27 protein-coding genes and 1 pseudogene are annotated in these 25,712 nt (G+C 36.7%); 4 read left to right on the top strand and 24 right to left on the bottom strand.

Annotated features, from left to right (window positions below):
* Positions 1-52 precede the first annotated feature (52 nt).
* The 7 genes from AC59HC_RS06460 to AC59HC_RS06430 all read right to left on the bottom strand — a co-directional run bounded on the left by AC59HC_RS06460 (position 53) and on the right by AC59HC_RS06430 (position 10,059).
* Positions 53-463 (bottom strand): hypothetical protein, encoded by a 411-nt coding sequence (locus tag AC59HC_RS06460; protein ID WP_062671818.1) that lies wholly within the window; start codon positions 461-463, stop codon positions 53-55.
* 112 nt (positions 464-575) lie between these two features.
* The gene (locus tag AC59HC_RS06455; protein WP_496558261.1) at positions 576-974 is read right to left on the bottom strand and encodes a hypothetical protein; all 399 of its coding nucleotides are present in this window, start codon (positions 972-974) and stop codon (positions 576-578) included.
* Positions 975-1,067: 93 nt separating this feature from the next.
* Positions 1,068-3,395, bottom strand: a complete 2,328-nt coding sequence (gene bglX, locus AC59HC_RS06450; RefSeq protein WP_496558260.1) for a beta-glucosidase BglX — start codon at positions 3,393-3,395, stop codon at positions 1,068-1,070.
* Positions 3,396-3,475: 80 nt separating this feature from the next.
* Positions 3,476-4,183, bottom strand: coding sequence for a carboxylesterase family protein (locus tag AC59HC_RS06445; protein WP_482399229.1), 708 nt, complete (start codon positions 4,181-4,183; stop codon positions 3,476-3,478).
* Between the two features lie 100 nt (positions 4,184-4,283).
* The gene (locus tag AC59HC_RS06440; protein ID WP_496558259.1) at positions 4,284-5,675 is read right to left on the bottom strand and encodes a glucoamylase family protein; all 1,392 of its coding nucleotides are present in this window, start codon (positions 5,673-5,675) and stop codon (positions 4,284-4,286) included.
* 78 nt (positions 5,676-5,753) lie between these two features.
* Complete coding sequence (locus AC59HC_RS06435; protein WP_411412881.1) at positions 5,754-7,205, bottom strand: RagB/SusD family nutrient uptake outer membrane protein; 1,452 nt, start codon at positions 7,203-7,205, stop codon at positions 5,754-5,756.
* Positions 7,206-7,209: 4 nt separating this feature from the next.
* Positions 7,210-10,059: a SusC/RagA family TonB-linked outer membrane protein gene (locus AC59HC_RS06430; protein ID WP_496558258.1), complete on the bottom strand. Its 2,850-nt coding sequence runs from the start codon at positions 10,057-10,059 to the stop codon at positions 7,210-7,212.
* Positions 10,060-10,425: 366 nt separating this feature from the next.
* Between AC59HC_RS06430 and AC59HC_RS06425 the strand changes: the two genes are divergently transcribed.
* The 3 genes from AC59HC_RS06425 (at position 10,426) to AC59HC_RS06415 (ending at position 11,978) form a co-directional block, all read left to right on the top strand.
* A complete protein-coding gene (locus tag AC59HC_RS06425; RefSeq protein WP_110011034.1) occupies positions 10,426-11,097 on the top strand; it encodes a DUF4197 family protein in 672 nt (223 codons plus the stop codon).
* Between the two features lie 40 nt (positions 11,098-11,137).
* Complete coding sequence (locus tag AC59HC_RS06420) at positions 11,138-11,443, top strand: DUF493 family protein (RefSeq protein ID WP_047433612.1); 306 nt, start codon at positions 11,138-11,140, stop codon at positions 11,441-11,443.
* A 61-nt stretch (positions 11,444-11,504) separates the two neighbouring features.
* Positions 11,505-11,978, top strand: coding sequence for a hypothetical protein (locus tag AC59HC_RS06415; RefSeq protein WP_411412879.1), 474 nt, complete (start codon positions 11,505-11,507; stop codon positions 11,976-11,978).
* A gap of 100 nt (positions 11,979-12,078) precedes the next feature.
* Here AC59HC_RS06415 and AC59HC_RS06410 read toward each other — a convergent pair whose 3' ends face one another.
* The 15 genes and pseudogenes from AC59HC_RS06410 to AC59HC_RS06340 form a co-directional block, all read right to left on the bottom strand.
* Positions 12,079-12,429 carry an arsenate reductase family protein gene (locus tag AC59HC_RS06410; RefSeq protein ID WP_110011032.1) on the bottom strand — a complete coding sequence of 117 codons (351 nt, stop codon included), beginning with the start codon at positions 12,427-12,429 and terminating at the stop codon, positions 12,079-12,081.
* Positions 12,430-12,515: 86 nt separating this feature from the next.
* Positions 12,516-13,130, bottom strand: coding sequence for a deoxynucleoside kinase (locus AC59HC_RS06405; protein ID WP_002977952.1), 615 nt, complete (start codon positions 13,128-13,130; stop codon positions 12,516-12,518).
* Positions 13,131-13,157: 27 nt separating this feature from the next.
* A complete protein-coding gene (locus AC59HC_RS06400; protein ID WP_343638975.1) occupies positions 13,158-14,120 on the bottom strand; it encodes a hypothetical protein in 963 nt (320 codons plus the stop codon).
* A gap of 89 nt (positions 14,121-14,209) precedes the next feature.
* Positions 14,210-15,232: a glutaminyl-peptide cyclotransferase gene (locus AC59HC_RS06395; RefSeq protein ID WP_202839397.1), complete on the bottom strand. Its 1,023-nt coding sequence runs from the start codon at positions 15,230-15,232 to the stop codon at positions 14,210-14,212.
* A 35-nt stretch (positions 15,233-15,267) separates the two neighbouring features.
* Entirely contained in the window at positions 15,268-15,651 is a 384-nt protein-coding gene (locus AC59HC_RS06390; protein ID WP_395974153.1) for a VOC family protein, read from the bottom strand.
* A complete protein-coding gene (locus AC59HC_RS06385; RefSeq protein ID WP_202839393.1) occupies positions 15,648-16,154 on the bottom strand; it encodes a GNAT family N-acetyltransferase in 507 nt (168 codons plus the stop codon). Before AC59HC_RS06385 ends, AC59HC_RS06390 begins: the two co-directional genes overlap by 4 nt.
* A gap of 3 nt (positions 16,155-16,157) precedes the next feature.
* Complete coding sequence (locus AC59HC_RS06380) at positions 16,158-16,583, bottom strand: SRPBCC family protein (protein ID WP_395974156.1); 426 nt, start codon at positions 16,581-16,583, stop codon at positions 16,158-16,160.
* 221 nt (positions 16,584-16,804) lie between these two features.
* Complete coding sequence (locus AC59HC_RS06375; RefSeq protein WP_202839391.1) at positions 16,805-18,418, bottom strand: Na+/H+ antiporter; 1,614 nt, start codon at positions 18,416-18,418, stop codon at positions 16,805-16,807.
* Positions 18,419-18,538: 120 nt separating this feature from the next.
* Positions 18,539-19,543, bottom strand: coding sequence for a bestrophin family protein (locus AC59HC_RS06370; RefSeq protein WP_496558257.1), 1,005 nt, complete (start codon positions 19,541-19,543; stop codon positions 18,539-18,541).
* 76 nt (positions 19,544-19,619) lie between these two features.
* Positions 19,620-20,297, bottom strand: coding sequence for a DUF2490 domain-containing protein (locus AC59HC_RS06365; RefSeq protein WP_411412873.1), 678 nt, complete (start codon positions 20,295-20,297; stop codon positions 19,620-19,622).
* Positions 20,298-20,428: 131 nt separating this feature from the next.
* A pseudogene (locus tag AC59HC_RS06360) lies at positions 20,429-20,770 on the bottom strand (DUF1398 domain-containing protein); the annotation flags it as partial.
* A 190-nt stretch (positions 20,771-20,960) separates the two neighbouring features.
* Complete coding sequence (locus AC59HC_RS06355; RefSeq protein WP_062671771.1) at positions 20,961-21,650, bottom strand: response regulator transcription factor; 690 nt, start codon at positions 21,648-21,650, stop codon at positions 20,961-20,963.
* An 11-nt stretch (positions 21,651-21,661) separates the two neighbouring features.
* Positions 21,662-22,438: a sensor histidine kinase gene (locus tag AC59HC_RS06350; RefSeq protein ID WP_496558256.1), complete on the bottom strand. Its 777-nt coding sequence runs from the start codon at positions 22,436-22,438 to the stop codon at positions 21,662-21,664.
* A 21-nt stretch (positions 22,439-22,459) separates the two neighbouring features.
* The gene (locus AC59HC_RS06345) at positions 22,460-23,092 is read right to left on the bottom strand and encodes a hypothetical protein (RefSeq protein ID WP_496558255.1); all 633 of its coding nucleotides are present in this window, start codon (positions 23,090-23,092) and stop codon (positions 22,460-22,462) included.
* Positions 23,093-23,103: 11 nt separating this feature from the next.
* Positions 23,104-23,430, bottom strand: coding sequence for a hypothetical protein (locus AC59HC_RS06340; protein ID WP_395974165.1), 327 nt, complete (start codon positions 23,428-23,430; stop codon positions 23,104-23,106).
* A gap of 315 nt (positions 23,431-23,745) precedes the next feature.
* On the opposite strand from AC59HC_RS06340, the gene AC59HC_RS06335 reads away from it, so the two are divergent.
* Complete coding sequence (locus tag AC59HC_RS06335; protein WP_202839376.1) at positions 23,746-24,591, top strand: T9SS type A sorting domain-containing protein; 846 nt, start codon at positions 23,746-23,748, stop codon at positions 24,589-24,591.
* 77 nt (positions 24,592-24,668) lie between these two features.
* Here AC59HC_RS06335 and AC59HC_RS06330 read toward each other — a convergent pair whose 3' ends face one another.
* Positions 24,669-25,115, bottom strand: coding sequence for a VOC family protein (locus tag AC59HC_RS06330; RefSeq protein WP_110011019.1), 447 nt, complete (start codon positions 25,113-25,115; stop codon positions 24,669-24,671).
* Between the two features lie 32 nt (positions 25,116-25,147).
* The gene (locus AC59HC_RS06325) at positions 25,148-25,696 is read right to left on the bottom strand and encodes an SRPBCC family protein (RefSeq protein ID WP_238349601.1); all 549 of its coding nucleotides are present in this window, start codon (positions 25,694-25,696) and stop codon (positions 25,148-25,150) included.
* Positions 25,697-25,712: the final 16 nt, after the last annotated feature.

The following is a 25,712-nucleotide window of genomic DNA, read 5'->3' as shown; positions in this document are numbered from 1 at the left end:
ATTGACATAAAAAAACCACTCTTGCGAGTGGTCTGTTATTTGTGGTTTTATTTTACTGATAAATGACTTCATCATTCTTCTTGATCTGATAGCTTTTTTTATAGGGAGTTAAAACATAGCTGTCTTTCACGTGAGCTCCGCTTTTCCATATTTTTGCTTTTCCCTGCTTATCCAAAATAATGCTTTTTGCAGCTCCATCCGGAATAAATACTTCAGCTTTAGTCATACTTTTATTAAAAATAACTGCCGTCATTGAAGTATAGCTTTTGTCTGAATTTACTTCTTTGAGTTTTATTTTCTGATTGAAAGTCTGTATACAATTATTTCTTAATTGTGAATACGTATATCCTGCTGAACCAATACAACCGTGAACATCTCTGTCACCTCCCAGAACAGGAGTACTTTTTTGCGCAAAAACGAATGAACCAAGGAACATGGTACTGAGTAAAATTATTTTTTTCATAGGTAAAATATTTGTTTTTTTGACTGGTTACAATATCCCAGAAATGTGATATTAATTAATTTCTCTAAGGTACAAAAAACCACTCTTTCGAGCGGTTTTTTTTAACCGGATCTTACTGATAGATCACGATATTATCCTTTTTAAGCTGATATCCGTGCTTTTTGTAAGGAACCAATACATAACCATCCTTTTTCCATGCTTTGGCTTTACCTCCTGCTCTGGTAAGGATAATGCTTCTTTCACCGGCATCTTTTACAAAAACCTCAGCTTGTTTCATGTCTTTACTGAAAATAACTGCAGCTATTGAAGTATAGCTGTCTTTCGGAGCTACTTCTGTTAACTTGATTTTCTGCTCAAACGTTCTTATACAGTCTTTCTTAATTTGAGAATAAGTATATCCTGCAGAACCAATACATCCGTGTGCATCTTTGTCTCCACCTTTTACTGTTCCTTTTTGTGCAAACAGTAAAGAACCCAGGAACATTGTGCTTAATAAAATTGTTTTTTTCATGTCGATTTGTATACTAATAATTACCCGAGGTATTATTAAAAATCGTGCCAAAAAAACATCATAACACAATCCGGTGAATTACTTTTCCGGATATTACTTAGTCCAGTTAATCTTTGAATGCTGAACATTGTCAGAACTGGTTCCGATCATAATATCAAATTCACCTGATTCCCAGTCATATTTCAAATCTCCGTTATAGAACTTAAGGCTTTCAGGAGTGATATCGAAAGTTACTTTTTTAGATTCTCCTTTTTTCAGAAATACTTTCTGGAAGCCTTTCAACTCTTTTACCGGTCTTGTAATACTTCCCACCATATCTCTGATATACAACTGAACCACTTCAGCTCCGTCATAATTTCCTGTATTTGTTACAGTAACGGATGCCTGAACCGTCTGATTTCCTTTTGCAGTAGTAGTGGAAACTGCCATATCAGAATAATTGAATTTCGTATAGCTCAATCCATATCCGAAAGCATATAAAGGAGTATTGCACTCGTCCATATAGTTTGAACGGAATCTTTCATAAGTACATTTATCTACTTTATCCTGGCTTAGCGGACGACCTGTATTTTTAGCATTATAATAGATTGGCACTTGCCCAAGGCTTCTTGGGAAAGTCATCGGAAGTTTTCCGGACGGGTTTACTTTTCCGAACAGAACATCTGCAATGGCATTTCCTGCTTCAGATCCTGCAAACCAGGCATTCAATATAGAATCCGGAGTATCTTTTACATTGGTTAAAGCTAAAGGACGTCCTGTGAAAAGAATCATTGCAATTGGTTTTCCCGTCTTCTTTAACTCGTTTAGCAGATCAACCTGAGACTGAGGAATGGTAATTTCTGTTCTTGAAGAAGATTCTCCGCTCATTTCAGCAGATTCTCCGATAGCCAGAACAATCACATCTGCTTTGTTGGCAACCTCTACAGCTTCTTTTAACAATTCTTCTTTCGAGCGGTTGTCTCTGTCTGTTTTTTTACCATGAGCTGCATAGATTTCTTCTAATTTGGCATCGTAATCTATATTGGCTCCTTTTGCTGATAAAAACTTAACTTCTTTTCCATAGTTTGACTGTAATCCCTGCATCAAAGAAACTGAAGCAGCATGTTTTGTAGCAACACTCCATGTTCCGGCCATATTCATTGAGTTATTCACCAATGGGCCGATTACAGCCACTGTTCCTGATTTCTTTAAAGGCAATACCTGATTGTCATTTTTCAATAACACCATGGATTGAGCAGCTGTATTTCTTGCTATATTACGGTTTTCCATATTATAGACTTCTTTTGCCGCTAACTTCGCATCTCCATGTTTGTATGGATTATCAAATAAACCAAGATCATATTTTGCTTCAAGAATTCTCCTTGCTGCCATATCAATTTCAGCTTGCGTAACTTTTCCTTCCTGAAGGGATTTTTTTAATGTTGTTAAAAAACCTTCTCCCACCATATCCATATCAACCCCAGCTTTTAAAGCCAAAGCAGATACCTGCTGAAGATCTCCCATACCGTGGTCTACCATTTCATTGATACCGGTATAGTCTGTTACTACGAAGCCTTTGAACTTCCATAGATTTCTTAAAACTTCTGTCTGAAGCCATCTGTTTCCTGTCGCCGGTACTCCGTCCACTTCATTGAAAGAGGCCATTACAGAAGCCACACCAGCATCCACTGCAGCTTTGTAAGGAGGAAAATATTCGTTGAACATCCTTACATGGCTCATATCAACCGTATTGTAATCTCTTCCGGATTCCCCTGCTCCATATAAGGCAAAGTGTTTCACGCAAGCTAAGATATTGGTTCCATTAGCCAGGTCTTTCCCCTGATAGCCATACACCATATTTTTAGAAATTTCACTTCCTAAATATGGGTCTTCACCAGAACCTTCTGATACTCTACCCCATCTTGGTTCACGGGAAATATCTACCATGGGAGAGAATGTCCAGTTGATCCCGTCGGAAGCAGCTTCTCTGGCAGCTACTTTTGCTGACTGCTGGATAAGGTTCATATCCCATGAAGCGGCTAACCCTAAAGGAATCGGGAAAGTAGTTTCATAGCCATGAATAACATCCATTCCGAAAATCATAGGAATCTTCAGACGGCTTTTTTCTACTGCCACTTTCTGAACTGCCTTGATCTTATCTGCTCCTTTTATATTGAATAATCCGCCGACTAATCCCTGCTCTACTTTCTTTCCGATATCAGAGCTCTGTGCCTGTCCTGTAGTGAAATCTCCGGAAGTCGGAAGGTTCATCTGGCCAATTTTTTCATCCAATGTCATTTTAGATAAAAGATTGTCTACAAAAGCTTTCTTCTTAGCCTGATACTGAGCTGTCTGGTAAGACTGAACGGGCTTCGTTACCATTTCCTGTGCGGAAAATACAGGTGCCAATGCTAAAGTGGCGATTACAATTAACTTTTTCATAAATCTATCTTCTTAAATTATTGTTTTATATTTTTTGCTTTAATTTGATGGGTTTATTTTTCAATCATTGGTTTCTTGGATTACTTTTCTTTCTTTTTGGACAGCATCCATTCATACAAAGCGGGATTTGAGTATGCCGAATCCCATGAATTATGATTATCATTCGGGAAAATAACCAACTCTGCTGAAGGGTTTACAGGATGCAGCTTCTGATAAAAATTAAAAGCATTGGCCGGTAATACAATATCATCCATTCCGCCATGAAAAATCCTCATATTCAGATCTTTAAACCGATGAATATTGGCGGTCATAACCTGATCTGTAGGGGCACACACTGAAGCCACTGCAGCAAACATTTCCGGATGCTCCATGGCCAGCTTTAAGGTTCCCCATCCTCCCATAGAAAGCCCTGTAAGATAAATACGGGAAGCATCAATTTTATATTTCTTCTGAATTTCCTTGATCAGATGATATACGGTAACCGTATCCCACCAAGTTCCTTCCGGGCATTGGGGTGCGAGAATAGCTACAGGTCCTTTGATCAGGTTTTTATAGGTAAACGGACTGTGAGCCTTTACCAGATCAAGATTGGTTCCCCGTTCTCCTGAGCCATGAAGGAAAACAATTAATGGTACATTTCCTTTAACATCCTGTGGGTAATCCAGAATGTATGACATTTTCTCCTGTCTTTTAATTTCTTTATTGAGTTCCCCTTTTATCTCCTGCGCATTCATTGGTATTGAAAACGGCAGCAATAAAAGAGGAATATGTTTCAGTTTTAGTTTCATATTGTTATTTAGGTTTTAGCTAGAGCCAACGGATTTGATCATTTTTATGTAAACGGGCTGCCTTCGGATAAGCTCAGGATAATGGCCCGTTCCTGTTGAGTTATTTTATTCCATATTTGGCTGACCGGAAGCTTAGTTTTTTTAATCCCTGCTGAATTTCCGGTGCATTCATAAATAACTTCCACAGGAATCCTGATCTGTAATTTTCAATCATAGGTGCTATCGTTCCCTGATCTATCGCCAGATATCTTGGGCTAAACCAATTATTATAATTAATGGAGGTCGCATCATAAGGTCCTGCAGATCCTATGAATTCAGGTTTTTGGATATACATGAATCTCAGGAAAGCCATTGATTCTTTTGGTGTATAGGGAAAACTGCTCAAGGCAGCTGTAGGAGTAATCACTCCATTATCATTGCCAGGCATATGGGCGGTATATCCTGTGCTTCCATCTTCATTTCTGGTATATCCGGCTGTAAGCCCCCAATAGTTGGGGCCATACCCTTTCCATTGTTTTGGATTTTCAACACAGTATTTGTAATCGATAAGGGTTTGATTTTTATTGATGTCAAAGTAGTTTTTGACAAGCTTATCGGATAATCCCGTAGGATCAAGCCCGATATATGAATATTGTGCCCAGAAAAGCGGGCCGCCGTATTCTTCGGCATAGTTGTGTTTTACATAAAGGGGTAACCCGTATTTTGTTTTATCTGTAAGGTAAGTTCCGTTTCTGGTCCATCCTTTATAATAGGTTTCTGCATCAATGGAATAAGTAGGTGAAGAGGCTGCTAAAATATAAGTGATCAGGCATTCATTATATCCCTCAAGAGGAAAATTCATTTCCCATTGGTAATCCGGTGACCAGTGCCAGTATAGAACTTTCTCACCTCCTTTGGTATACCAATTCCATTGGATTCCTTTCCACAGTTCATCACATTTTGCTGCCAGGGCTTTTTCTTCTGCATTTCCGTTTTTAAAATATTCACGGACCATCAGTATTCCTGAGGTAAGAAATGCCGTTTCTACAAGATCACCGCCATTATCCTTTTTTCCGAACGGGACTGTTTTTCCGGTTTCTCCATTGATCCAATGTGACCATGCTCCTTTATGGCGGTCTGCTTTAGCCAGGAAATCCATGATGTGAGTAAGCCTTTTTACCGCTTCTTTTCTTGGAACAAATCCTCTTTCTACCCCTACCAGAATAGTTGCCAACCCGAATCCTGAGCCTCCTGTAGTAATCACGTGTTTATCATTATCAGGATAGATATTATCTTCATGGTAACGTTCTCTTCCCAGCATTGAGTTAGGTTCTGCATAGTCCCAGAAGTACTTTAAAGCATCTTTCTGCACTCTGTCCATCAGTTGTTCATCCGTGATATTGCTTTTTACTGCTTCAGTTTTTCCGGTCTCCTGTTTGGCAACGGGCGCATTTTTACAGGAATACACAAAGAATAATGAAGTAATAGCTATTGATAATACGTTCCTTTTCATGAGCTCTCTTTTTATAGGGTTTCTTACTAAAAGAAGAGGAGAACTTTCATTCTCCTCTAAAGTTTTTATTGATTAAATTTAATAGCCGGGGTTTTGTGCTGACAATCCACCTGCTTCCATTATAAAGTCTTGTGGAAGTGGGAATAGTTCATGTTTTCCAACGATGAATTTTTTACCACCATCAGCCGCCATGGCTGCCTGGGCTTGTCCGGTTCTTACAAGATCAAACCATCTGTCATGTTCGAAAGCAAGCTCTAATCTTCTTTGTTTCCAGATATCCAATCTTACGTCTGCTTGAGAAGAAGCAGTCGTGTTTCCGATGTTTGCTCTGTTTCTTACCTGATTCAGGAAAGGAATAGCTGCAGATGTTTGTCCGAGCTCATTCATTGCTTCAGCTCTGATTAATAGTACTTCAGCATATCTCAGATAACGAATGTTTACGTCTGTTGAAGCCTGATCTCTATAATTGGAAGAATAAGCTTTATAATTATAGAATTTATTTTCTGTATTTGGACCTACGTAATATCCATCATATAAAGTCATATCTCTGTGGATAATCGTAGCATCTCTTCTTGAATCTGTTGCAGAATAAGCATCATACAATCCTTGGGTTGGCGTAGCAAATCCCCAACCCCAGCCTGTAGTACCTCTGGCTCCCTGAACCTGGCTGTACTGTTGGATTGCTCTTCCTGCTGTTCCTCCACTACCATTAATTTCGAAGATAGATTCAGCATTATTTTCTCCGGAAACTTTATAAATATCCTGGAAATTAGTTGTCAATGAATAACCTGTCACCAAATTAGTCTCATCTACTGCCAGCTGCCATTTCTTCTGATATAAATACACCTTAGCTAAAAGTGCATGGGCTGCACCTTTTGTAGCTCTTTGTCCCCCGGTTCCAGAAGGCAAAACTGCTGCTGCATCTTTAAGATCTTTTTCTATAAATGCATAAATCTCTTCTTTGCTTTTTCTGGTTAGTGTCATTTGCTTGTCAGCTTCAACTCCTGTAACGGGAACATGATCTACTAACGGAACACCTCCAAAAGATCTAACTAAAGTAAAGTACATAAATGCTCTCAAAAACTTTGCCTCTCCCGCTAATCTCTCACGTAATTGCGGGTCTGCTTTATCCAACTGAGGAAGATATTTCAACGCCTGATTACATCTGTTAATACCTTGATAATTAGAAGCAAACAATTCTTTAAATGACGGTGTTGATGCTGTAAATGTCAAAGCATCTAAAATATCTTTATCTGAACCTGAATCACTTGCACTTGAACCTTTATCAGCATCATCAGAGACAATTGATGTAACCCCAATCCATGCAAATGTACTCATATTCCAGTCTAAAAACTTAGCATAAATAGCCGTAACTAAACTATTGGCTCCTGCATCATTATTGTATATTTCACCCAATGCACTCTCAGGAATTGCTTCCGTAGGTGACACGTCGATAAAGTCATTACTACAACTTTGGTTAACAGCTCCTAAAATCAAAAATGCCGCTGCTATGATATATTTTTTGTTCATTTTTTTAAAAATTTAGGTTAACACCAAATACAAAAGATCTTAATGTAGGGTAAGCATCTAATTCTACCCCTGCACGTTTGTAAGGATCTCCTTCTGCAGTAGGATCCGTAGGGTTGTATCCTGATAATTCTGAGGAATATCCTGAGTATTTCTGGAAAACAAAAGGATTAATTGCACTTACATAAAGCTTAATTGATTTCATATAATCCGTTACATTTTTAAATGTATATCCTACTGAAATATTATTGATTCTGAAATAATCTCCGCTTTCCAAATAGAATGTAGATGCAATTGGAATATTTGCAGGATTTACAGGATTTGCTGCATTAGTGTTTGTAGGAGTCCAAAAATCATTCGCTACAGAGGCTTCGACATTTTCTCCGCCATTTCTTTGTGCTTTTTTACCGTTGTACACTTTGAATCCGAAAGCTCCATAACCACTTAGGGCAAAATCCCAATTTTTATAGGACATTGAAACATTAACACCTAATGTTGACTTTGGTATGTAAGAGTCGAAGAATCTTCTGTCTCCAGGATCTGCACTTCCTGTAATTCCGTTACCATTCAAGTCTTTAAACTTCAGGTTACCATTTGCATCATAACCATCAGCTTCCCATAAATAGAAACTTCCTAATGCGTAACCAACTGCATTAGCGTTAAAAAGTTTTGTATCTTGTCCGTTTCCAAGATTTCCCCCAACAATTTGAGAAACAGGCTTAGAAAGATTAATGCTGGCAAGCTTGTTCTTATTATAAGAATAATTGGCACCAATTGAATAGGTAAAATCCTCGCCTACTTTATCAGCCCAGTTTAGGCTTACCTCAGCACCTTTATTAACAACACTTCCCATATGAGAATAATTCAAATCAGAAATTCCAGTTGCCATATATGGAACAACTCCCAAAATAAGATTTTTGGTTTTTCTGTTATAAATATCAAACGTACCTGTCAATCTTTTATCCAGGATTCCAAAATCTAATCCTAAAGAAGATTCTTCTGTAACTTCCCATCCTAAGTCCGGATCGTAACCTTTATTAACAGTAACTCCATTGCTTACCGGCGAACTTCCAAACGCATAATTATAAGTTGCTCCCATTGAAAGTGGTAGATAATTCAAAGGAACATTTTGGTTTCCGATTTTACCCCATCCACCTCTAAGCTTCAAAAGGTCAAAGAAGCCATCTTTCATGAAGTTTTCTTCGGAAATAATCCAACCTGCCCCAAATGACGGGAATGTACCCCACTTATTACCAGCAGCAAACTGAGAAGAACCGTCTCTTCTGATCGTTCCACTTAATAAGTAACGATTCATAAATTTATATTGGAATCTTCCGAAATAAGAAATTGTAGTATTTCTGTTTCCTTTTATTGATTCAAGGGCTTTTGTATCACTATCACTATACAGATTACCATAGTAATCAACTCCGCTAAGATTCCAGTAATCTTTTGCAATAGGAACATCTTTTCTGTTAATAATTAAAGTCTCAAGCCCATTCTTTACTGAAGCTTCTGTACCTACAACAACTTCAATATCATGGTTTTCAATTTTCTTTGTATAGGTTAAATAATTATTAAGTAACCAGTTGAAATAGTTCTGACTTTTATTGGTTAACCTTGTTAGTGGTGACGTAGCTGAGTATTGGTTTTCCGTTCTCATAGGATCACTATCTAACCAGAAAGATTTTGAATTTACAAAATTATAGTATTTATAGTTACCATATTCTCCACTAAATTGAGAGGTAAATTTTAAATCTTTATAGATATCTATATCCAATTTTAATCCACCTTGTAATAAGAAATTTCTACCTCTTTGATTGTCATAAGCAAGCTGCATCACCGGGTTGCCTACGTTATTAAATCGTCCTCCTTCATAATCGATATTCCCGTTGGTCTTATTATAAATAGGCTGACCATATTTTCCATTCGGATAATATACAGGGACTAATGGTGATTGTTTATAAGCATTTGTAAAAGCACCATACGATTTAGGAGTATCATTAGTAAATGTTGCGCTTAAAGTCTGCGCCAATCTGATTCCTTTGGTAATTCTGAACTCGTTATTGGTTCTTACTGTAGTCCTGTTATAATTTGTTCCTTTAAGGATAGACTGCTCATCATAATTACTTAAACTTAAAAAGTACTTTGCAGCTTCTGAAGATCCTGAAATTGATAAGTTATGCTGGTTGTAAATTCCCGTTCTTGTAATTTCTTTGAACCAATCTGTATTATAGGGTTGATTAGGATTCAAATAATTACTTGCTTTACCAGCATTATTATAATTTGCAAATTCAGACCCGTTAGCCATTTTAATGGTTTTTAAAGGGGTTCTAAATCCAACCAGTCCATCATAGGAAACGCTTAATTTTCCTCTACCTGACTTTGTCGTAATGATGATTACTCCATTAGCAGCTCTGTTACCATAGATAGCCAATGCTGCAGCATCTTTCAATACATCATAAGTAAGAATATCATTAGAGTTGATATTATTAATGTTATCAGTAAACATTCCATCAACTACATATAAAGGTGTTCTTCCACCCAATACAGTACCAAGTCCCCTGATCATCACTGTCGGAGTAGATCCTGGTGCATCGGAAGCTATTACCTGTACACCGGCTGCTTTACCCTGAATGGCTTGTGATGCATTCAACACTTTAGTTTTAGTTACTTCTTCCGCACTGATAGAACTAATAGAAGTAGTGTTGTCTACTTTTTTACGGCTACCATATCCAATCATAACGACTTCGTCAATCTTCTGGACTTTAGCAGAATCCTGCGTAACCTGTGCATTCACGTTCATCCCGAAATATAACACGGCAATGAGACCTGAATACTTTAAATTACTTTGTTTCATATAGTTTCAATTTTATTCAAATAAATTCAAATTTGCACCTGTCTCTAAATAGTGGAGTTATTTAAAATCTCAAAAAAAGACATTAGCCAAAAATATAAAAAATATCCAACACTGTTAAACTATCTTAAATATTTAAAAATAACTATACTTTATTAAATGAAAAATGCCAAAAATATAGATTTTATAATTTTTAATTTAAAATCAAGATCCTTTATTCATCATATTTACAAATGAAATTTTAACATTTTTGACACAATATTCACCAAAACATGTACTCAATTTAATATTTTGTTAAATTGGGAATAGTAATTACCTTTGGTGCAGTTTTTGACAAATGCATCTTAGAAATACATAATAAAAAAATCAATGAAAAAATATATCATTGCAGCCGCTCTTCTGATTGGAACCGGTGCTGTTATTACCACCACTGTACAATCCTGCACTTCATTGGCAACATCAGACATGGGGCTTTCTATTATCAAAAGAATTCTGCTCAATGGTATTGATAAGGGAATGAGTATCTATGGCAACAAAGAAGCGTTCCTGCAGAATAATATGGTTGATAAAGCCCTTCCCAAAGAGTTGAGAGATATCAATTCCACACTGGAGAAAATTGCTCCTTCACTGGTAGCCAAAGAACGAGATTATATAGCACAGGCAGCAGCTTACACAGTGAATACATCAAAACCTATTTTGCAGGATGCCGTAAACAGCCTGAATGCTCAGGATGTAACGCGAATTATGCAGGGAACCACTGCTACACAGATTCTGAAGGAAAAAACATCCCAACAGCTTATTGCGGCCATTGCTCCTAAAGTAGATGAAAAACTGAATGAATATGGAATTGTAAAAACCATTAATACAGCGCTATCAGGCAGTAATTTTTTGGGCAGTCTTTTAGGGGGAAATAACAACACTGTCAATTCAGGAGGATTGAGTAAACTTGCTTCTGAACAGCTGGTGAATGGATTATTCAATATCATTGAAGATTATGAACATCAGAACTCCAAGTCCCTGCTGGGACCGTTTGGAAAATAGGAAAATTTTCGCTATTTTTATATTATATTAACAATTGCAGATGGATATATTACAAGGAAATCAACACGCAAGCCCTGAAGACTTTTATCAGTCTTTGAGGGAGAAACTGGAGGATCATCATGATTTTCCGGAGGATTATTTATTTAAATTTATTATTCCTACAGACCAGGCAAAACTTACTGAAATTTACAGAGTTTTTGATGGTATTAAATTTACACTGGGAAACCGCGAAAGTAAAAATGGAAAATACACGGCCTGCAATATCAATGCATTTGTTCTGGATGCCAATCAGGTAGTGAATATTTATAAAGAAGTAGCAAAAATAGAAGGCGTTATTCTATTGTAAAAACAAAGGCCGTTTCATCATGATGAAGCGGTTTTTTATTATTAATACATAAAAACAGAATATGATGAACATCCAACTGATCCTATTTAATGTCATTTTAGCAACCTCTGCTACAAACTGTATGCACAAAAATAACAGCGAAAATAATACCCCAAATATCTCTTCTGCAGTTCAGCAACAAAAGATTGAACAGATCCGGTTAACAGAAAGAACAAGAGGGTTCAGCAGAGATATTGTTTTCACTCCTTCCTCAAAAGAATCCAATATCAATGAAGAGATTATAAATACCAAAATCTCCACCGCCGAATGGCTGGCAGTTTCCAGGCTGGCTCAGAACATTGACCTACCGAAGATATCTGAACTCAAATCTCCAACTACAGGCAGATATTCTGACCAGGCAATGATATCATCTATGATCATTACCGCTGGCGGAAAAGAGTATACCTCCTCAGAATTTGATTCCGGACGTCCTCCAAAAGAACTGGAAGCTTTATATAAGGCGATAAATGGCCCGGTTACTACAAAAACCCCATAACATAAAAGATCCGCTCTTTCATGGACTGCCCCTAAAAAGTGTCTAAACTTTTGGGTGTAGTCTACAACAGAACGGATCTTTTTTATTTATTAAATTTCGTTTATTTTTCAATAAAGAATTTTACATTTTCAATAGGTCTTCCCAGCATTGCTACTGAACCTTTTACCAGAATGGGTCTTTGTATTAAAGATGGGTTTTCGGAAAGGATCTTTATCCATTCCTCTTCCGAATAGTTTTTATCTGCATAGTTCTCAACGTAAAGCTTATCGGTTTTACGGATAATATGAAAAACACTCTGATTCAGTTTCTTCAGCACCGTTCTTATTTCAAGAGGACTTAAAGGATCTTCAACAATATTAATGATCTCAAAAGGCACTCCGTTTTCGTCAAGATACTCCAGTACAGCGTTTGACTTTGAACAGTTTCCGTTATGTAAAACTTTAACTACCATGATATATTTTTCAAAAATTAAACTTGGTCTTAACAAATTTAAAAAGATTTACCCTGAGTCTGTCTTAATGTTCTGATAAAAATATGTTAAAACAATCCGTGTAGCTCTGCTTCAATCTTCTCCAGAATAAACCCGAAATCTTCAGGTTTTTCAACGAAATCAAGATCATCCACTTCTACAATCAGAAGTTTTCCTTCTGTATAGTTGGAGATCCATTTTTCATATTTCTGATTCAGTTTGGAAAGGTATTCAATACTGATGGATGCTTCATATTCACGGCCTCTTTTATAGATTTTTTTAACCAGGTTAGGAACATCAGATTTCAAATAGATTAAAAGATCCGGAGCAGATACGAAAGACTTCATCAGATCAAATACTGATGAGTAGTTATTAAAATCCCTGTCTGAAAGAAGGTTCATATCATTCAGGTTTTCCGCAAAAATATGGGCATCTTCATAGATCGTACGATCCTGAATAATGTTTTTCCCGCTTTCCCTGATCTCCTTTACCTGACGGAATCTGCTCCCCAGGAAATACACCTGCAGTGCGAAACTCCACTTGCTCATGTCTGAATAAAAATCTTCCAGATAAGGATTATGATCTACATCTTCAAATTGTGCATCCCATCCGTAATGCTTGGAAAGCATCGTTGTCAAAGTTGTTTTTCCGGCTCCGATGTTTCCTGTAACTGCAATATGCATAATATTCTTTTTCCTTGTATTTACCGATTAGTTGATAAGTTTTTCGACAGCCTCAGTCTGAACCTGAGAAATATCTTCAATCAATTTCTGTAAAGTATTGTCTGAAGGTTTCTCTACTGTATTCTCATCTGGCTTTTCTTCCGTCTTTTCTACTGGTTTTTCTGTAGATGGCGGAGGAGATTCCGGCTGAGCTTCGAGCTGTTTTTGCTGTTGGGCTTTCTTTACTTTTTCAAGGCTGTAAAGATAGAGTTTGTTCCCTTTGATTGCAAAATAAGAGAGGATGTTTTTATCCACAATTTGCGCTTCCTGATCTTCGAAAACAGTTGCCATACCTTTTTCAGGGATGTATTGTGAAATGAAATTACCCGCGATAACCATGATCACATCATTTTCTCTTCGAAACCGTTTTCCGTTTTCCAACGGGGCTTCAAAAAGTTTTTCAAATTTCAGACTATAGATTCTGATATGTTTTCTCGTTAAAATATAGACCTTATTTTCATAGACCAGCATGTCCATTAAATCTTCAAAACTGATGTCAAAAGGATATGAATTGATGGTGGTATCATTCCTGAAATTATACTGTATCAAACGTTTTGTACTGTCGTCCAAAAGCCAGAGCTGCTGCAGATCTTCTGCATAAGCCATTCTGATAAAACCAAATTTTTGTTTAAAATCCAATCGTTGAATCTCATTCATATTCTGGTCTACAAATTTCATTTCCTGGGCATTTTCTGAAAATAATGGCACATTCAGAGGATTTTGTACGGTCTGTACTTTGTACGGAACAGTGAGCATCATTTTTCCGATCTGTTTTCCAAGGGAATCATATTTGGTAAAACTAAAATCTTTGTTTTTATAGATATACAGATTTCCGTAGTCATCGGCAAGCATATCTTTTGCCTCCTTCAGTTTTAAAGTATCTAAAGGAAGCACATCCTGCGCAGAGACTGAGCAGAAAACTAAAAGCAGTATCAGATATAATAATCTCAAATTCTTTTTTACTAAGATAGCGCTCCTGAGGGAACGCTACCAATTTACATACTTTATTTTATTCAGAAAGAAATTGTTATTAACTTTTCTTATTTAATAACAACTTCATAAATCTTCGACCAGTTTTTTCCTGTCACCAGCATATTATCCCCTTTGAAGGCAATTCCGTTCAGTACATCATCACTTCCTTTGGTATTCTGTTTTGCGATTTCAGTAAAGTCAAAAGTTCCCACAACTTCTCCATTGGCTGGATTGATCTTTAAAATAATCGGCTTCTGCCATACGTTGGCATAAATAAATCCGTTGTGGTATTCCAGTTCGTTCAACTGGTCGTATGCCTGAGAACTTCCTGCAACGGCAATATACTTAATCAGTTTTGAAGGATCGTTTGCATCAAGGAAATATAACAGCTTACTTCCGTCAGAAGCGATCAGGTTCTTCCCGTCATACGTTAATCCCCAACCTTCACCTAATACATTTGGATAAGCAAATTCTGAAAGCAGCTTTAAAGAACTTTTATCATAAACATATCCTTTTTTACTCTGCCACGTCAACTGATAAACTTTATCACCTACGATGGTGCTCCCTTCAGAAAAATCTTCCTGAGCCTGTTTCGTAGAAGCCAGCGGAGTTGTTGTTCCCAGCGTATATTTTAAAATCTGTGAAGATCCGTTCTGCCCGTCACTTTCATAAATCGTGTTTCCTTCAATCTGGAAGCCCTGTACAAAGTTTTTAGGATCGTGAGGATATTCGGCTACAATCTGATAAGGAATATTCTTTTCAGGATTTTTTGCAAATACATTGATCGTTGCATCCTGGTTCAGAACTTCACCTCCCTTAGTTTTAATATTGAATGTAACGGCATTGTCACCTAATGTGAAAAATTTAGGATCAATTGTTAAATCTGTTGTTTCTTTATCTCCAAAGCTGATTGTTACGCTTTCTGCATTTTCCGTTACCTCTTTCGGAAGCTCAAGCTTATCTCCGAAATGGTATCCCTTCGCCTCCATTGAAGTATTATAAGTGTTTAATGTATTAAGAATTTCTTTATCCTTATTACAAGACGCCAATAATAAAATCGCTGCGAAACCCGCTATTATACTTTTTTTCATTGAATTTCTAAATATTTCTCCAAAAATAGCAAATTTTATTCCGTATTCCCAATATTATCTGCAGGTTCACCAAATTGTAATAGGTAACCATTATTGTCATATATCGCAAATTCTCTCATTCCCCACTCAAAAGTTTCGATTTCATAGCAGACTTTGGCTTTCGTTTTAAGGTCTTCCCAAAGATCATTCACTTTATTTACATTGAAATAAAACGAACCGGAAAAACCAATGGAAGTATTTTTTTCATGTTCGTTAGGCTGAGACAGCATGATGTATATGTCATCTTTACGAAGGGAAGCCCATTGCCATTCGTTATTCCTGTCCATAAGGCTAAACCCAAGAACACGCATATAGAATCCTATGGTTTCATCAAGATTTTCAGTCCATAAAACAGGGCGAAGTGCGGTAAATTGTGTCATGATTCCTGTAATTCAAAACTATTTCTGTGAATTTTCATATTCAGGGAAACCCATGTTTCCTGATCAATCTTTGCTTCGCTTTTAACGTATGGGTCAAAAGCAAAACCTACTTTTCTGTAACATTCAATAGCTCCGGTATTCCAGTCGTAGACATTCAGCTCTGCTGTTTCTTTATCAAAATGACTGAAGCCATATTTCAAAAGCTCCTGCATCACCTTCTTTCCATAACCTTTTCCCCTGTTGTTCTCATCCCAGATCAGAATTCTTCCCAACAGGAATGTTTTTTCTTTCAGAAATATCTGGGCATGCCCGATTGTACGTCCTGTCTCATCTGTAATTTTAAAAAGAGTTCTGTTTTCATTGAACAGATCAGTTTCCAGCTGTTCTTCTGTGAGAGGAAAACGATATGCCGGACCGGCAAACTGAAGAAGCATTCTTTCGTCTTTTATCTTTGAAATCAGTTGTGGAGCATCTTCTATCGTAAAAGGGTGTAATGTGATCATGATTTATTTTTCTAAATATTCTTTTAAGCTTTGTCCCAAAATCGTATTCCAGCCCTTTACAAAATTTTCTCTTGAAAAGCCTTCTCCTAAGTCTTTAAAGTTTTCAATATCTTCATGGGTCAGCTTTACTAAAGTTTGACCGTCTTCTGGCAGCAGTTCCCAGGTTACAATGGTCTTCATGGCTGAAAAATCAGGATAAGACCATGTATGCTTTAATTTTTCATTGGGTATTATTTCTAAAATCTGTGCGTGGTGATGGTATTTATTCTCACCTCCCGGTTCATAGAAGTTGAATTCCTTACCTGTTTCCAAAACAAAATCCTGGATATCAAAATACCAGGATTTCATCTCATTTTTATCGGTTAATGCTTTCCAGACTTTTTCAGCCGGAGCATTTATGGTGTACTGAACAGTGATGGGTGTACTCATATTATAGGTTTAATATGTTTAAATGTACACATTTTACCTATAATCTTTAACCACAAAAGTCACAAAAGTTTTTATCTACTAAATTATTTAAGTTTAAATTTCTACTCATGAGAAGTACACGTAAGCCTTCAAAATTTCAGAATTTTCCTTTTGTGAACTTTTTATTCCTGCAAGTTCATTTTAACTTTTATCTTTTGTGACTTTTGTGATTTATTTTGTAATTACCCATGTGAAAAACCTGTGATCTTGGCTTCGTCAAAATCCAGCTGCATTTCAATGGTTCTCATCACATGATCATCAAAGATCTTTTCTCTTTTCATTCTGTGCAACTCATTTCTCTGTGCCTGAATGATCTGTCTCAAAACATCTTTGTTTTCGTTGATTGCGGACACATAATCTCCTGTGGAAGCCATGCATTGGGCTTTGTCTGCCATCAGCATCATTTCATTTTCCAGCTTGTGTTTTTGATGACGTACAAGGCTGTTCGTTACGGCTAATTCAGAAAAATCGTTATCCAGTTTGTGCAATGCTGTTTCCTTCAGTTTACGCATAAGGATTACCTCCTGTTTTTCTTCCGGCAATTCGCTTCCGGCATCCTGAATATTTAATAATTTCAAGATGGGCGCCAACAATAAACCTTGCCCTACCAGGGTGATCAATATGATCACGAAGGTTACAAACAAAATAATATTCCTGTGTGGAAACGCTTCTCCGTTAGGTAAAAAAGCAGGGATCGATAATGCTGCAGCCAGTGAAACCACTCCTCTCATTGCTGCAAAACTGATGATAAAAGGCTCTCTCCAATCCGGTTTGGGAACTTTTAACCTTAATTCTTTAGAGCAGATTCTTGGGAAGTACATTAATGCGTAACTATACAAAATTCTTGTTCCGATAATAGCTCCACCAATCACTACACTGTAGAAAATACCTTCAGAAATGGTATATTCTTTCATCCCTTCCACTACAATGGGAAGTTCAAGACCAATCAGGATAAAGATGATGGTATTCATCAGGAATATCAGTACACTCCATACATTCCCCGACTGAATCCTGGAGGTATGGCTTAAATAGCAATGTGAATTATAAGACATCAATAAACCTCCGGCAACTACAGCCAATACTCCCGAAAAATGGAAATGTTCTGCTCCCACATACATAATGTAAGGTACGATAAGGGTAATAATGGTATCGATATTGGAATTGGTCGGAATAACTTTTAATAAAGCACCAAACAGAAACCCAACCGCCACTCCTACGGCAATTCCACCGATGGCCATGGTAAAGAAATCCTGAACGGCATCTCTCCAGATAAACTGTCCTGAAATAACGGCGGCCAGTGCAAATTTAAATACAATTAAACTGGAAGCATCGTTGATCAAACTTTCTCCTTCCAGAATATTAGTGATCTTTTTAGGAATTTTCATATGCTTCAGAACCGAAGTAGCAGCTACCGCATCCGGCGGTGAATTGACGCCTCCCAACAGGAAACCCATTGCGACTGTAAGTCCGGGAATGATAGAAGATGAAAGATAAGCAACGACTATGGAGGTTAAGAATACCAATCCAAAGGCCATTGAAAAAATCTGTTTTCTCCATTTATGAAAATCCTGCCATGAAGTAAACCATGCGGCCTCAAACAAAATTGGCGGAAGGAAAATCAGAAAGACAAGGTCAGGTTCTATTTCAATACGCGGCATTCCCGGCACAAAGCTTATCAGTAATCCTGCAATGACAAGAAAAATCGGGTAAGCTACTTTTAATTTCTGACCGATCATTACCAATATCATCACAGACAGCAGGACTGCAATGGATATTATAACATAGCTGTGAATCATTTTGAGTTCGTTTTTTTAAGTATTATTTTTATTTTTGGGTATCTATTTCCCAAACCTGATAGGTTTAGATATATTCGAAGTCTGTCATTAATCAATATCTGAGATCATAAAAAGATCAATCTAAAGCACGATATTATTCTTCGGAGTAATGGCTGGCGGAAGATCAGATTCATCCAGCATATCTCTCATATCGATTTCAATTGTACGGCTGATCTGGGTGATGGGAACGTCATTGGGACTTCCTTCAAAAGGATTTACCGAAGCCTCCCCCACGCTGTCCAAGGTATGGAAGCACCATGTTACCAGTAAAGAAAACGGAATATTGAACCACAATGTCCAGCCTTCTACCGATGTTCCTTCACCTAATTTATCAAACTCCTTCAATAATCCAAAAGGCACAAAAACAATGAATAAAAGCAATAGATATGTTGTAATTGAAGAGAAATTTCTCGGATAGGGAAAGTTTTTAATTCTTTCAGCTTTTCCCTGATTATCGGTAAACTTCACCAATTGCTGGTTGATCTGTGTCCATTGAAAATCATTGATTTCTCCTTTTTCGTAAGCTTCGGATAAAACTTTACTCTGGCTGGCTATGAGTTGAGTCGCTCTGTTTTTTTTGCTTACAGTGTACTGGAGCTCAGATTCAGAAAGATATTTTTTCAGTTCTTCGTCCAGTGTGGTCAGTCTTTCCGGAATGTCATATTTTTTAGCATATTCATCAAACTGATCTGACCCCATATTTTCCCATGCTCGCGGTTCACGAAGCTGAAATCTCAATGCAGTAAGCCATGCATAATGACGAAGGAACATTTCTTTTACTTTACCGGAGTCTTTGGAAAGAAGTGCATCTCTCAGAATATACCCAAAACTGCGGCTGTCATTAATAATGGCTCCGTAAATCTGTCTTGCTTCCCAGAGTCTGCTGTAGCTGGCATTGTTTTTAAATCCAACAATAAAGGCAACCGCTGTTCCCATGATCGCAATCGGCTGCCATGGAACGGAAAGGAACTTCCAGCCTAAAAAGTACAGGACTGTAGGAATAGCTGATAATATAACCAAAGCGTAAATGCTCCGTCTGGTCCAGATAATGAACTCCCGGGCTCCGAATCTTTTTCCTGAATGCATAAGTGTTTATTTTATAGTGTTTATTATAATCTATTTTCAAATAATGGTTTTCCTCACAGCATTCAGAATAATTTTATTAGTTCTTAGTGAACGGGATATTATTATAAAATCCAATCTGAATCTGTCCGCGGTTTCTGTTCTCCTGAATCTGGTTCATATAGCCTGCTTCAATCCTCATATTTTTGTTGATGACATATCCTAAGGCTCCATAGACTCTGTTTCTGTCGAAAACCGGATTGTCAAAATGCAGAAAAATTTCGTTATATACTGATGCGTAAAGGGTTTTCGGAAGTAATTCTTTTTGAGTAATCGGAATATTGACTCCCAGCATATAACGGAATCTCATTTTGAAATCATCCTCAAGAAAACGTTCTTCCAAACGGTAACGGTGCTGAAGATAAAAACGTCCGAATTTCTGCTTGGTAATATACTGCTGGAAAATCCTATGTTCAATATTTTCTTTTTTTTCACCGTTTACATAAGGCTGGCTGAGAATGAAGCCGTATCCCAATAAAACATTATTGTTATTTTCAGTAAGATCGTACCCGACCCCCGTACGGATCAGTAACTGCTCGAGATCTCCCAGGGCATCGAAATTACGGTATTGAATTTCATTGTGCCAGTTCAGTTTCTTGCTGATCTTATTATTTCCAAAATACATATACCATGCTCCAAGATCATTTTTTTGAGCAAATGTCAAAATGGATCCCAAACCTAATACTGTGAATGCCAACTTCGTAAAAACCTTTCTCATATTTACCAATTACTATTATCTATCGTTTTAAACAAAATTAATATTTTAAATCAATAATAACAAACAATATTTTATAAGTTAGTTTAAAGAAGTACGGATGCAAAATATCTGAAGCCGTTTTTTGTAAAAGATTATCCTGGAATCTGTTCAGTCAGCACATTAGTTTCGTTCCGGTCAAAATAAACACAGGTCATCGTCTGTAGATCCATCGTCCAACCTTTGATTCCGTTTTCGGCACAGTCTTTACAGAAAGTTATATAATCTGTTCCTCCCTGTTGATGAAGCTTCAGTTTTATTTTAAAATTTTCGAGCTTCAAAACATCGGAAACAGGAAGAGAATCATATTTGCTTCCGGTATGTACAGATTGTTTTTCATGATTAAAGTATTCGGTATTTCCATCCGTGACATATGCTTTGTAGTGAGAAACACCCAGTGTTTTCAGCGCCTGGATATATTGCGGAAAATCGGCCCCGCTTTTTACTTTTTAGTGCTCTGCTTTAATGTTTTCAATAGTAAATTTCATCTTTTGTATTTTCTGTTTTAACTATAAATTATTGTTTTTCAGAAGCAAACCATCGGGCTCTGCTTATCAAAACAAAGGCTAATTTAATCAGAAAATATAAATTTTATTTAATTTTTAATAAAAACAGTTGTAGGGATAGTTATTCAAATCTGTCTTTTAAATAATTCATATCTGCAATTTTACTTTCTATGGCATAGACTACCAGGCCTGCAGTATTTTTAGCTCCTGTTTTAAGCAGAAGGCTGTTACGGTGTCCTTCAACCGTTCTGGAGCTTATAAAAAGCTGATCTGCAATCTCAGAAGTGTTGTATTGTTTGCAGATGAGTTCCAATACTTCTTTTTCTCTTTTGGAAATGTGATTGGCATCAAAAATACTGGAAACTTTCTTTTTAGGTTCTGTAAGGTTTTGATGTAAAGCTTCCATGACCTCATTGTTATAAAAGAAACCTTTGCTGTGCACTTCCCTTATTGCCGTGAGCAATTCTGCAGGGCTTGAGTTTTTTTTAAGAAAGGAGCAGGCCCCGGACTGTATCATATTGACAATAAATGCTTTCGTGTTATAGCTCGTTAAGGCAATAATTTTAATCTGGGGATATTTGATATGGATCTGTTTGGTAGCTTCTACTCCGTTAATTTCCGGCATATTGAGGTCCATCAGGATAATATCAGGCAGTTTTTCCAGGGTTACAAGCTCATCCAGCAGCTCTTTACCGTTGCTGAAATCACTTACCAGTTCAATATCTTTTTCTCTCTGTATCAACAATGAAATTCCCTGGCGAAAGAGTGCTTCATCGTCTACAATTATGACACGAATTATATCCTTTTCCATTTTATAATGATTTAAAATGTAAATTCTACAGTGATTCCTTTATTGTTTTCACTTTCAATTTTCAGTGTTCCATTGATCAGTTCTACCCGGCTCCTGATATTTCTTAAGCCTAATCCTTCTTTCAAAGTATTTTCATTCAGATCAAATCCTTTACCATCATCTTTGTAGAGACAGGTATTTTTTCCGTCTTTCCCAAAAAATTCTATATCAATATGCGTACTTTCTCCGTGTTTTATGGAATTGTTAATGAGCTCCTGAAGTATTCTAAAGATATGTAAATTTTTTTCTTCTTCTGTTTTTGCAAAGTATAAACTGTTGGAATAAGTAACCTGCAGGGTTTTGGATAAGTTGATTTCTGAACACAATGCATCTATTGCAGCATGAAGCCCAAACTTTTCTAATATCGGAGGAAGGAGATCATGCGAGATCTGTCTGGCACTTTCTGCAGTTTTATTAACCAGATGTATGATTTTATTTTTCAGATCGTTGTATTCTTCCCTGGCCAGATTATCAAAATCCAGAAGGTGGATATTTAAAGAAACCACACTGAGTTTTGAACTGATGTCATCATGCAGATCCTGGGCAATTCTCAGTCTTTCTTTTTCCTGGGCACTGATAATGGCGTGGGTAAGCTCTTTCTCGTATCTGACCTCCAGCTCCTTTTTCTGAATAAGGTTTCTTGTTATCTTCTTATTAGAAAAATAATAAAATATAATCAGGGTAACGGCCAGTAAGGTAAATGCCAGAAAGGTATAAACGATAGTGGAAATAATTGTATTCTCATTCATTTTGTAAAGTCATAACAGTGATTACACATTTTTTTTGCGGGAAGACAGATAGTCTGTCAGAATAAAAATCTGATACACAATAAACATAACAACATTGAAAACCCATATCTCTTTATGCAGTTTTCTGTTCATCACCGTATACAGGTTTCCCGACAAAAATATTACGGTACTGCTTATCAGATAAAGTAAAAGTCCCAGGCTTATATAATTGTATTTCTTTTGGGTATCCAGTATATTATATAAATGAAATAATGCCAGAATTATGATTGAATAAGATGTGACAAAAATTTCAAAAAGATTAAAAACATAATACTTTTCGGGGTATATGATATACTGTATAACAAGAGCTACGGGAATGATAATTAAAAGTGTACGTGCTGTTTTTTTCTGGTATTTTTCCGTTACAATTTCATGGAAGAATAACCCCAGTAACAAAAACTGACCTATCAGATAATAATGTGAGAAAAACAGATTATTGATCTTCTGTGAGTTCAATACATAAAAAACAATTTCACACAGTAATATCCAGGCCAGATAACCAATGAAGAATGTATAGGCTTTTCCGGCTCCGGAAAAACCTATACAGTATACTGCCAGGTTAATCAGCAGAATGCCTTTTCCAATTAATGACAATATTTCAATCCAGTGATCCAATGATCTCTAGTTTACAGGTTCCACCATTTTGCAGCAGAGCATACGCTCGGGCAGGGTGTTGTCATGTCATATACATAATACCCTTTATCATAATCCACAATATCATTGTTATCTGCATCTACTCCTACCAGAAGAAATTTAAATTCTCCTTCATCGGTAATGGCATTATAACCCCGGTATCTCTCAAATCCTTTGTCATTAATAAAAATATCATGAACGTCCTTTGCCGGGATAAGGTGGGCCCGGATAGATGTTCCATCGATAATTTTTGTATTCTGCCAATTGCTGATCCATTTTTTAGCGTCATCTAATAAGACTGCATGTTTAGGTAATTCCATAGTTTTTCTCGTTTTAAATTATATAATAGGTTTAGAATAAGTGACTTCAGCTACACATTACAAGTTATGAAAAAAAACTAACCATACTGTGAAATACATTCATTTTAATTAACATAATATCCTTTTTTCAAAATTATAATAATAAAAACCACCAAAATTGCGTATTTCTACCTGTTTTTCAATTCGGCATTTAATACGCTGTTGTCACTTTGTATTTCTCGGTTACTTTGTGGTATCCTTTACAGAAAAAACTCATGAGCACATCAACAGTACGGGAAGCTTATGATCTTCTTTAAACATTAAAAAATCTGTATCATGAAAAAAATTATCTTTTTTGGAATCTTTGCTTTCTTAAGCAATATTACAATGACCAGTGCACAGACAACTACTGTGACTTTTGAAACTTCATCTGGCGGCAGCACAAGCTTTACCAGCAACGGATATACTTTCAATATCATATCACAGGCCGGAACTTTCAGAATTCAGGGCAATTATCCAAACACCGGCTGGAACGGAACAGCTAATGATAATTTCTATATCGACAATACAGGTACAACCAATATCAGCTCTCCCTCTTTCAGTGTTAAAAGCAATTCTGCATTCACTGTATCAAAGTTTTGGGTATTTTTAAGCAATACTGCTTTAAACCAGTCTACCTCATCAGGAACACTTATTATTACGGGAAAATTAGGGGGAGTTACAAAGTTCACCACCACAAAAACATCCGGATTTAATACTACATTTAATGCAACTACGGGAACGACAGGTATCAACAACGGATTTACCCTGATTGATCTTTCCTCCCTAAATAATCAGAATAACAGCAATACTACCATTGATGAAATCCAGCTGCAATCCACCGGAGGATATGTCTATATGTGCCTGGACGCATTTACATGGACAAAAATTTCTACGCTGGGCACTTCAGAAAAATCTATCAAAGACAAAAAGAATATTTATCCTAACCCAACTTCCGGTATCTTCTATATGGATGACCTGAAGAAAAATGAAAATGTTTCTTTATATGATCAGTCCGGAAAACTTATGAAATCCACAACAGCTGAAAAAGATAAAAATAAGTTTGATATAAGTGAGTTCCCTGATGGTATCTACCTCATCACAACAGCATCAGGAAGCTACAAAATCATTAAAAAGAAATAATAGCTCAGCAACTTATCAGTAAAAAAACCGACAGGCTCCTGTCGGTTTTTTTATTATTTTGAGTGCAAAGATAAATTTTATGAGTGCTGCATTTTAGCTGGATCGTCATAATTTACCATCCAGTTGATTCCGAATTTATCGCTGAACATTCCGAAATAAGCTCCCCAGAAGGTATCAGCCATTGGCATTGTTACCTGTCCGCCTGCAGAAAGACCACCGAATAATTTGTCTGCTTCTTCTTTAGATTCAGCGTTCACAGAAATAGAGAAGTTGTTTCCTGCCTTGAAGTTGGAAGACCACTCTCCTCCTGTATCGCTTCCCATCAAAATCGTTTCTTTAGAGATCGGAAGAGAAACGTGCATGATTTTGTTTTTGTCTTCTTCAGGCATTTCTTTTCCTTCCATTGGAGGCATTTCGCCAAATGTTCCGATATAAGGATATTCTCCTCCGAAAACAGATTTATAAAAATCGAATGCTTCTCTGCAGTTTCCGTTGAATGTCAGGTAAACGTTTACTGTTGCCATAATTGTTTTGTTTTTTTAAGTTCAATTTGTTTTTATTGAGGTTTTTCAGACAGTGCTTTTAATCGTGAAAGCCCTTTCTGATAATCTTTTCCGATAGCATTCTCCATATTCATAAATAACTTCATCAAGGTAAACGGATAAGGAATCTCAGAAGTAAATCCCCATGTTGCCCTACTTCCGTTTCCTTCCGGAACTACTGTTACGTAAGCATTTGCTTCACTTTCATAAGGGGTAAGAAATTTGATTGCCGTATCTATTCTTTTACCAGCTTCATCTACTTTTTCCAATTCCTGGCAGCCTTTTCCTGCCTGTTTATTTTTACTATCCCAGCAAACTTTTTCTCCGTGCTGGCCAGTTGTTCCCGTCCACTCTTTTTTCATACCCGGATCAAGATCATTCCATGGACTCCATTGATCCATTGCTTTGAGGGTATTGGTATTCTGCCATACTTTTTCCACCGGTGCATTAATGGAAATCGATTTTTCATATTGACAGTCACCCGGAATAAAAGCAGCCCAAATCAGCAAAATGATTAGTAATGTGGCTAATAGTAAAAAAATACGTTTAAATGTTCTCATCATCAATGTGTTTTTAATT

It is taken from the genome of Chryseobacterium sp. DZ-32 (assembly GCF_059587025.1).
The sequence above is the reverse complement of the archived record's forward strand: the minus strand, read 5'-3'. Positions and strand labels throughout refer to the sequence as shown.

What these genes read in the sequence shown, in the direction of transcription:
- AC59HC_RS06330 (WP_110011019.1), bottom strand. Translation starts at nt 25,115, where the DNA reads ATGGCAACAGTAAACGTTTACCTGACATTCAACGGAAACTGCAGAGAA.
- AC59HC_RS06415 (WP_411412879.1), top strand. Translation starts at nt 11,505, where the DNA reads ATGATGAACATCCAACTGATCCTATTTAATGTCATTTTAGCAACCTCT.
- AC59HC_RS06370 (WP_496558257.1), bottom strand. Translation starts at nt 19,543, where the DNA reads ATGCATTCAGGAAAAAGATTCGGAGCCCGGGAGTTCATTATCTGGACC.
- AC59HC_RS06375 (WP_202839391.1), bottom strand. Translation starts at nt 18,418, where the DNA reads ATGATTCACAGCTATGTTATAATATCCATTGCAGTCCTGCTGTCTGTG.
- AC59HC_RS06395 (WP_202839397.1), bottom strand. Translation starts at nt 15,232, where the DNA reads ATGAAAAAAAGTATAATAGCGGGTTTCGCAGCGATTTTATTATTGGCG.
- AC59HC_RS06405 (WP_002977952.1), bottom strand. Translation starts at nt 13,130, where the DNA reads ATGCATATTGCAGTTACAGGAAACATCGGAGCCGGAAAAACAACTTTG.
- AC59HC_RS06425 (WP_110011034.1), top strand. Translation starts at nt 10,426, where the DNA reads ATGAAAAAATATATCATTGCAGCCGCTCTTCTGATTGGAACCGGTGCT.
- AC59HC_RS06410 (WP_110011032.1), bottom strand. Translation starts at nt 12,429, where the DNA reads ATGGTAGTTAAAGTTTTACATAACGGAAACTGTTCAAAGTCAAACGCT.
- AC59HC_RS06420 (WP_047433612.1), top strand. Translation starts at nt 11,138, where the DNA reads ATGGATATATTACAAGGAAATCAACACGCAAGCCCTGAAGACTTTTAT.
- AC59HC_RS06380 (WP_395974156.1), bottom strand. Translation starts at nt 16,583, where the DNA reads ATGAGTACACCCATCACTGTTCAGTACACCATAAATGCTCCGGCTGAA.
- AC59HC_RS06455 (WP_496558261.1), bottom strand. Translation starts at nt 974, where the DNA reads ATGAAAAAAACAATTTTATTAAGCACAATGTTCCTGGGTTCTTTACTG.
- AC59HC_RS06365 (WP_411412873.1), bottom strand. Translation starts at nt 20,297, where the DNA reads ATGAGAAAGGTTTTTACGAAGTTGGCATTCACAGTATTAGGTTTGGGA.
- AC59HC_RS06355 (WP_062671771.1), bottom strand. Translation starts at nt 21,650, where the DNA reads ATGGAAAAGGATATAATTCGTGTCATAATTGTAGACGATGAAGCACTC.
- AC59HC_RS06335 (WP_202839376.1), top strand. Translation starts at nt 23,746, where the DNA reads ATGAAAAAAATTATCTTTTTTGGAATCTTTGCTTTCTTAAGCAATATT.
- AC59HC_RS06460 (WP_062671818.1), bottom strand. Translation starts at nt 463, where the DNA reads ATGAAAAAAATAATTTTACTCAGTACCATGTTCCTTGGTTCATTCGTT.
- AC59HC_RS06340 (WP_395974165.1), bottom strand. Translation starts at nt 23,430, where the DNA reads ATGGAATTACCTAAACATGCAGTCTTATTAGATGACGCTAAAAAATGG.
- AC59HC_RS06445 (WP_482399229.1), bottom strand. Translation starts at nt 4,183, where the DNA reads ATGAAACTAAAACTGAAACATATTCCTCTTTTATTGCTGCCGTTTTCA.
- AC59HC_RS06440 (WP_496558259.1), bottom strand. Translation starts at nt 5,675, where the DNA reads ATGAAAAGGAACGTATTATCAATAGCTATTACTTCATTATTCTTTGTG.
- AC59HC_RS06435 (WP_411412881.1), bottom strand. Translation starts at nt 7,205, where the DNA reads ATGAACAAAAAATATATCATAGCAGCGGCATTTTTGATTTTAGGAGCT.
- AC59HC_RS06325 (WP_238349601.1), bottom strand. Translation starts at nt 25,696, where the DNA reads ATGATGAGAACATTTAAACGTATTTTTTTACTATTAGCCACATTACTA.
- bglX (WP_496558260.1), bottom strand. Translation starts at nt 3,395, where the DNA reads ATGAAAAAGTTAATTGTAATCGCCACTTTAGCATTGGCACCTGTATTT.
- AC59HC_RS06430 (WP_496558258.1), bottom strand. Translation starts at nt 10,059, where the DNA reads ATGAAACAAAGTAATTTAAAGTATTCAGGTCTCATTGCCGTGTTATAT.
- AC59HC_RS06350 (WP_496558256.1), bottom strand. Translation starts at nt 22,438, where the DNA reads ATGAATGAGAATACAATTATTTCCACTATCGTTTATACCTTTCTGGCA.
- AC59HC_RS06390 (WP_395974153.1), bottom strand. Translation starts at nt 15,651, where the DNA reads ATGACACAATTTACCGCACTTCGCCCTGTTTTATGGACTGAAAATCTT.
- AC59HC_RS06385 (WP_202839393.1), bottom strand. Translation starts at nt 16,154, where the DNA reads ATGATCACATTACACCCTTTTACGATAGAAGATGCTCCACAACTGATT.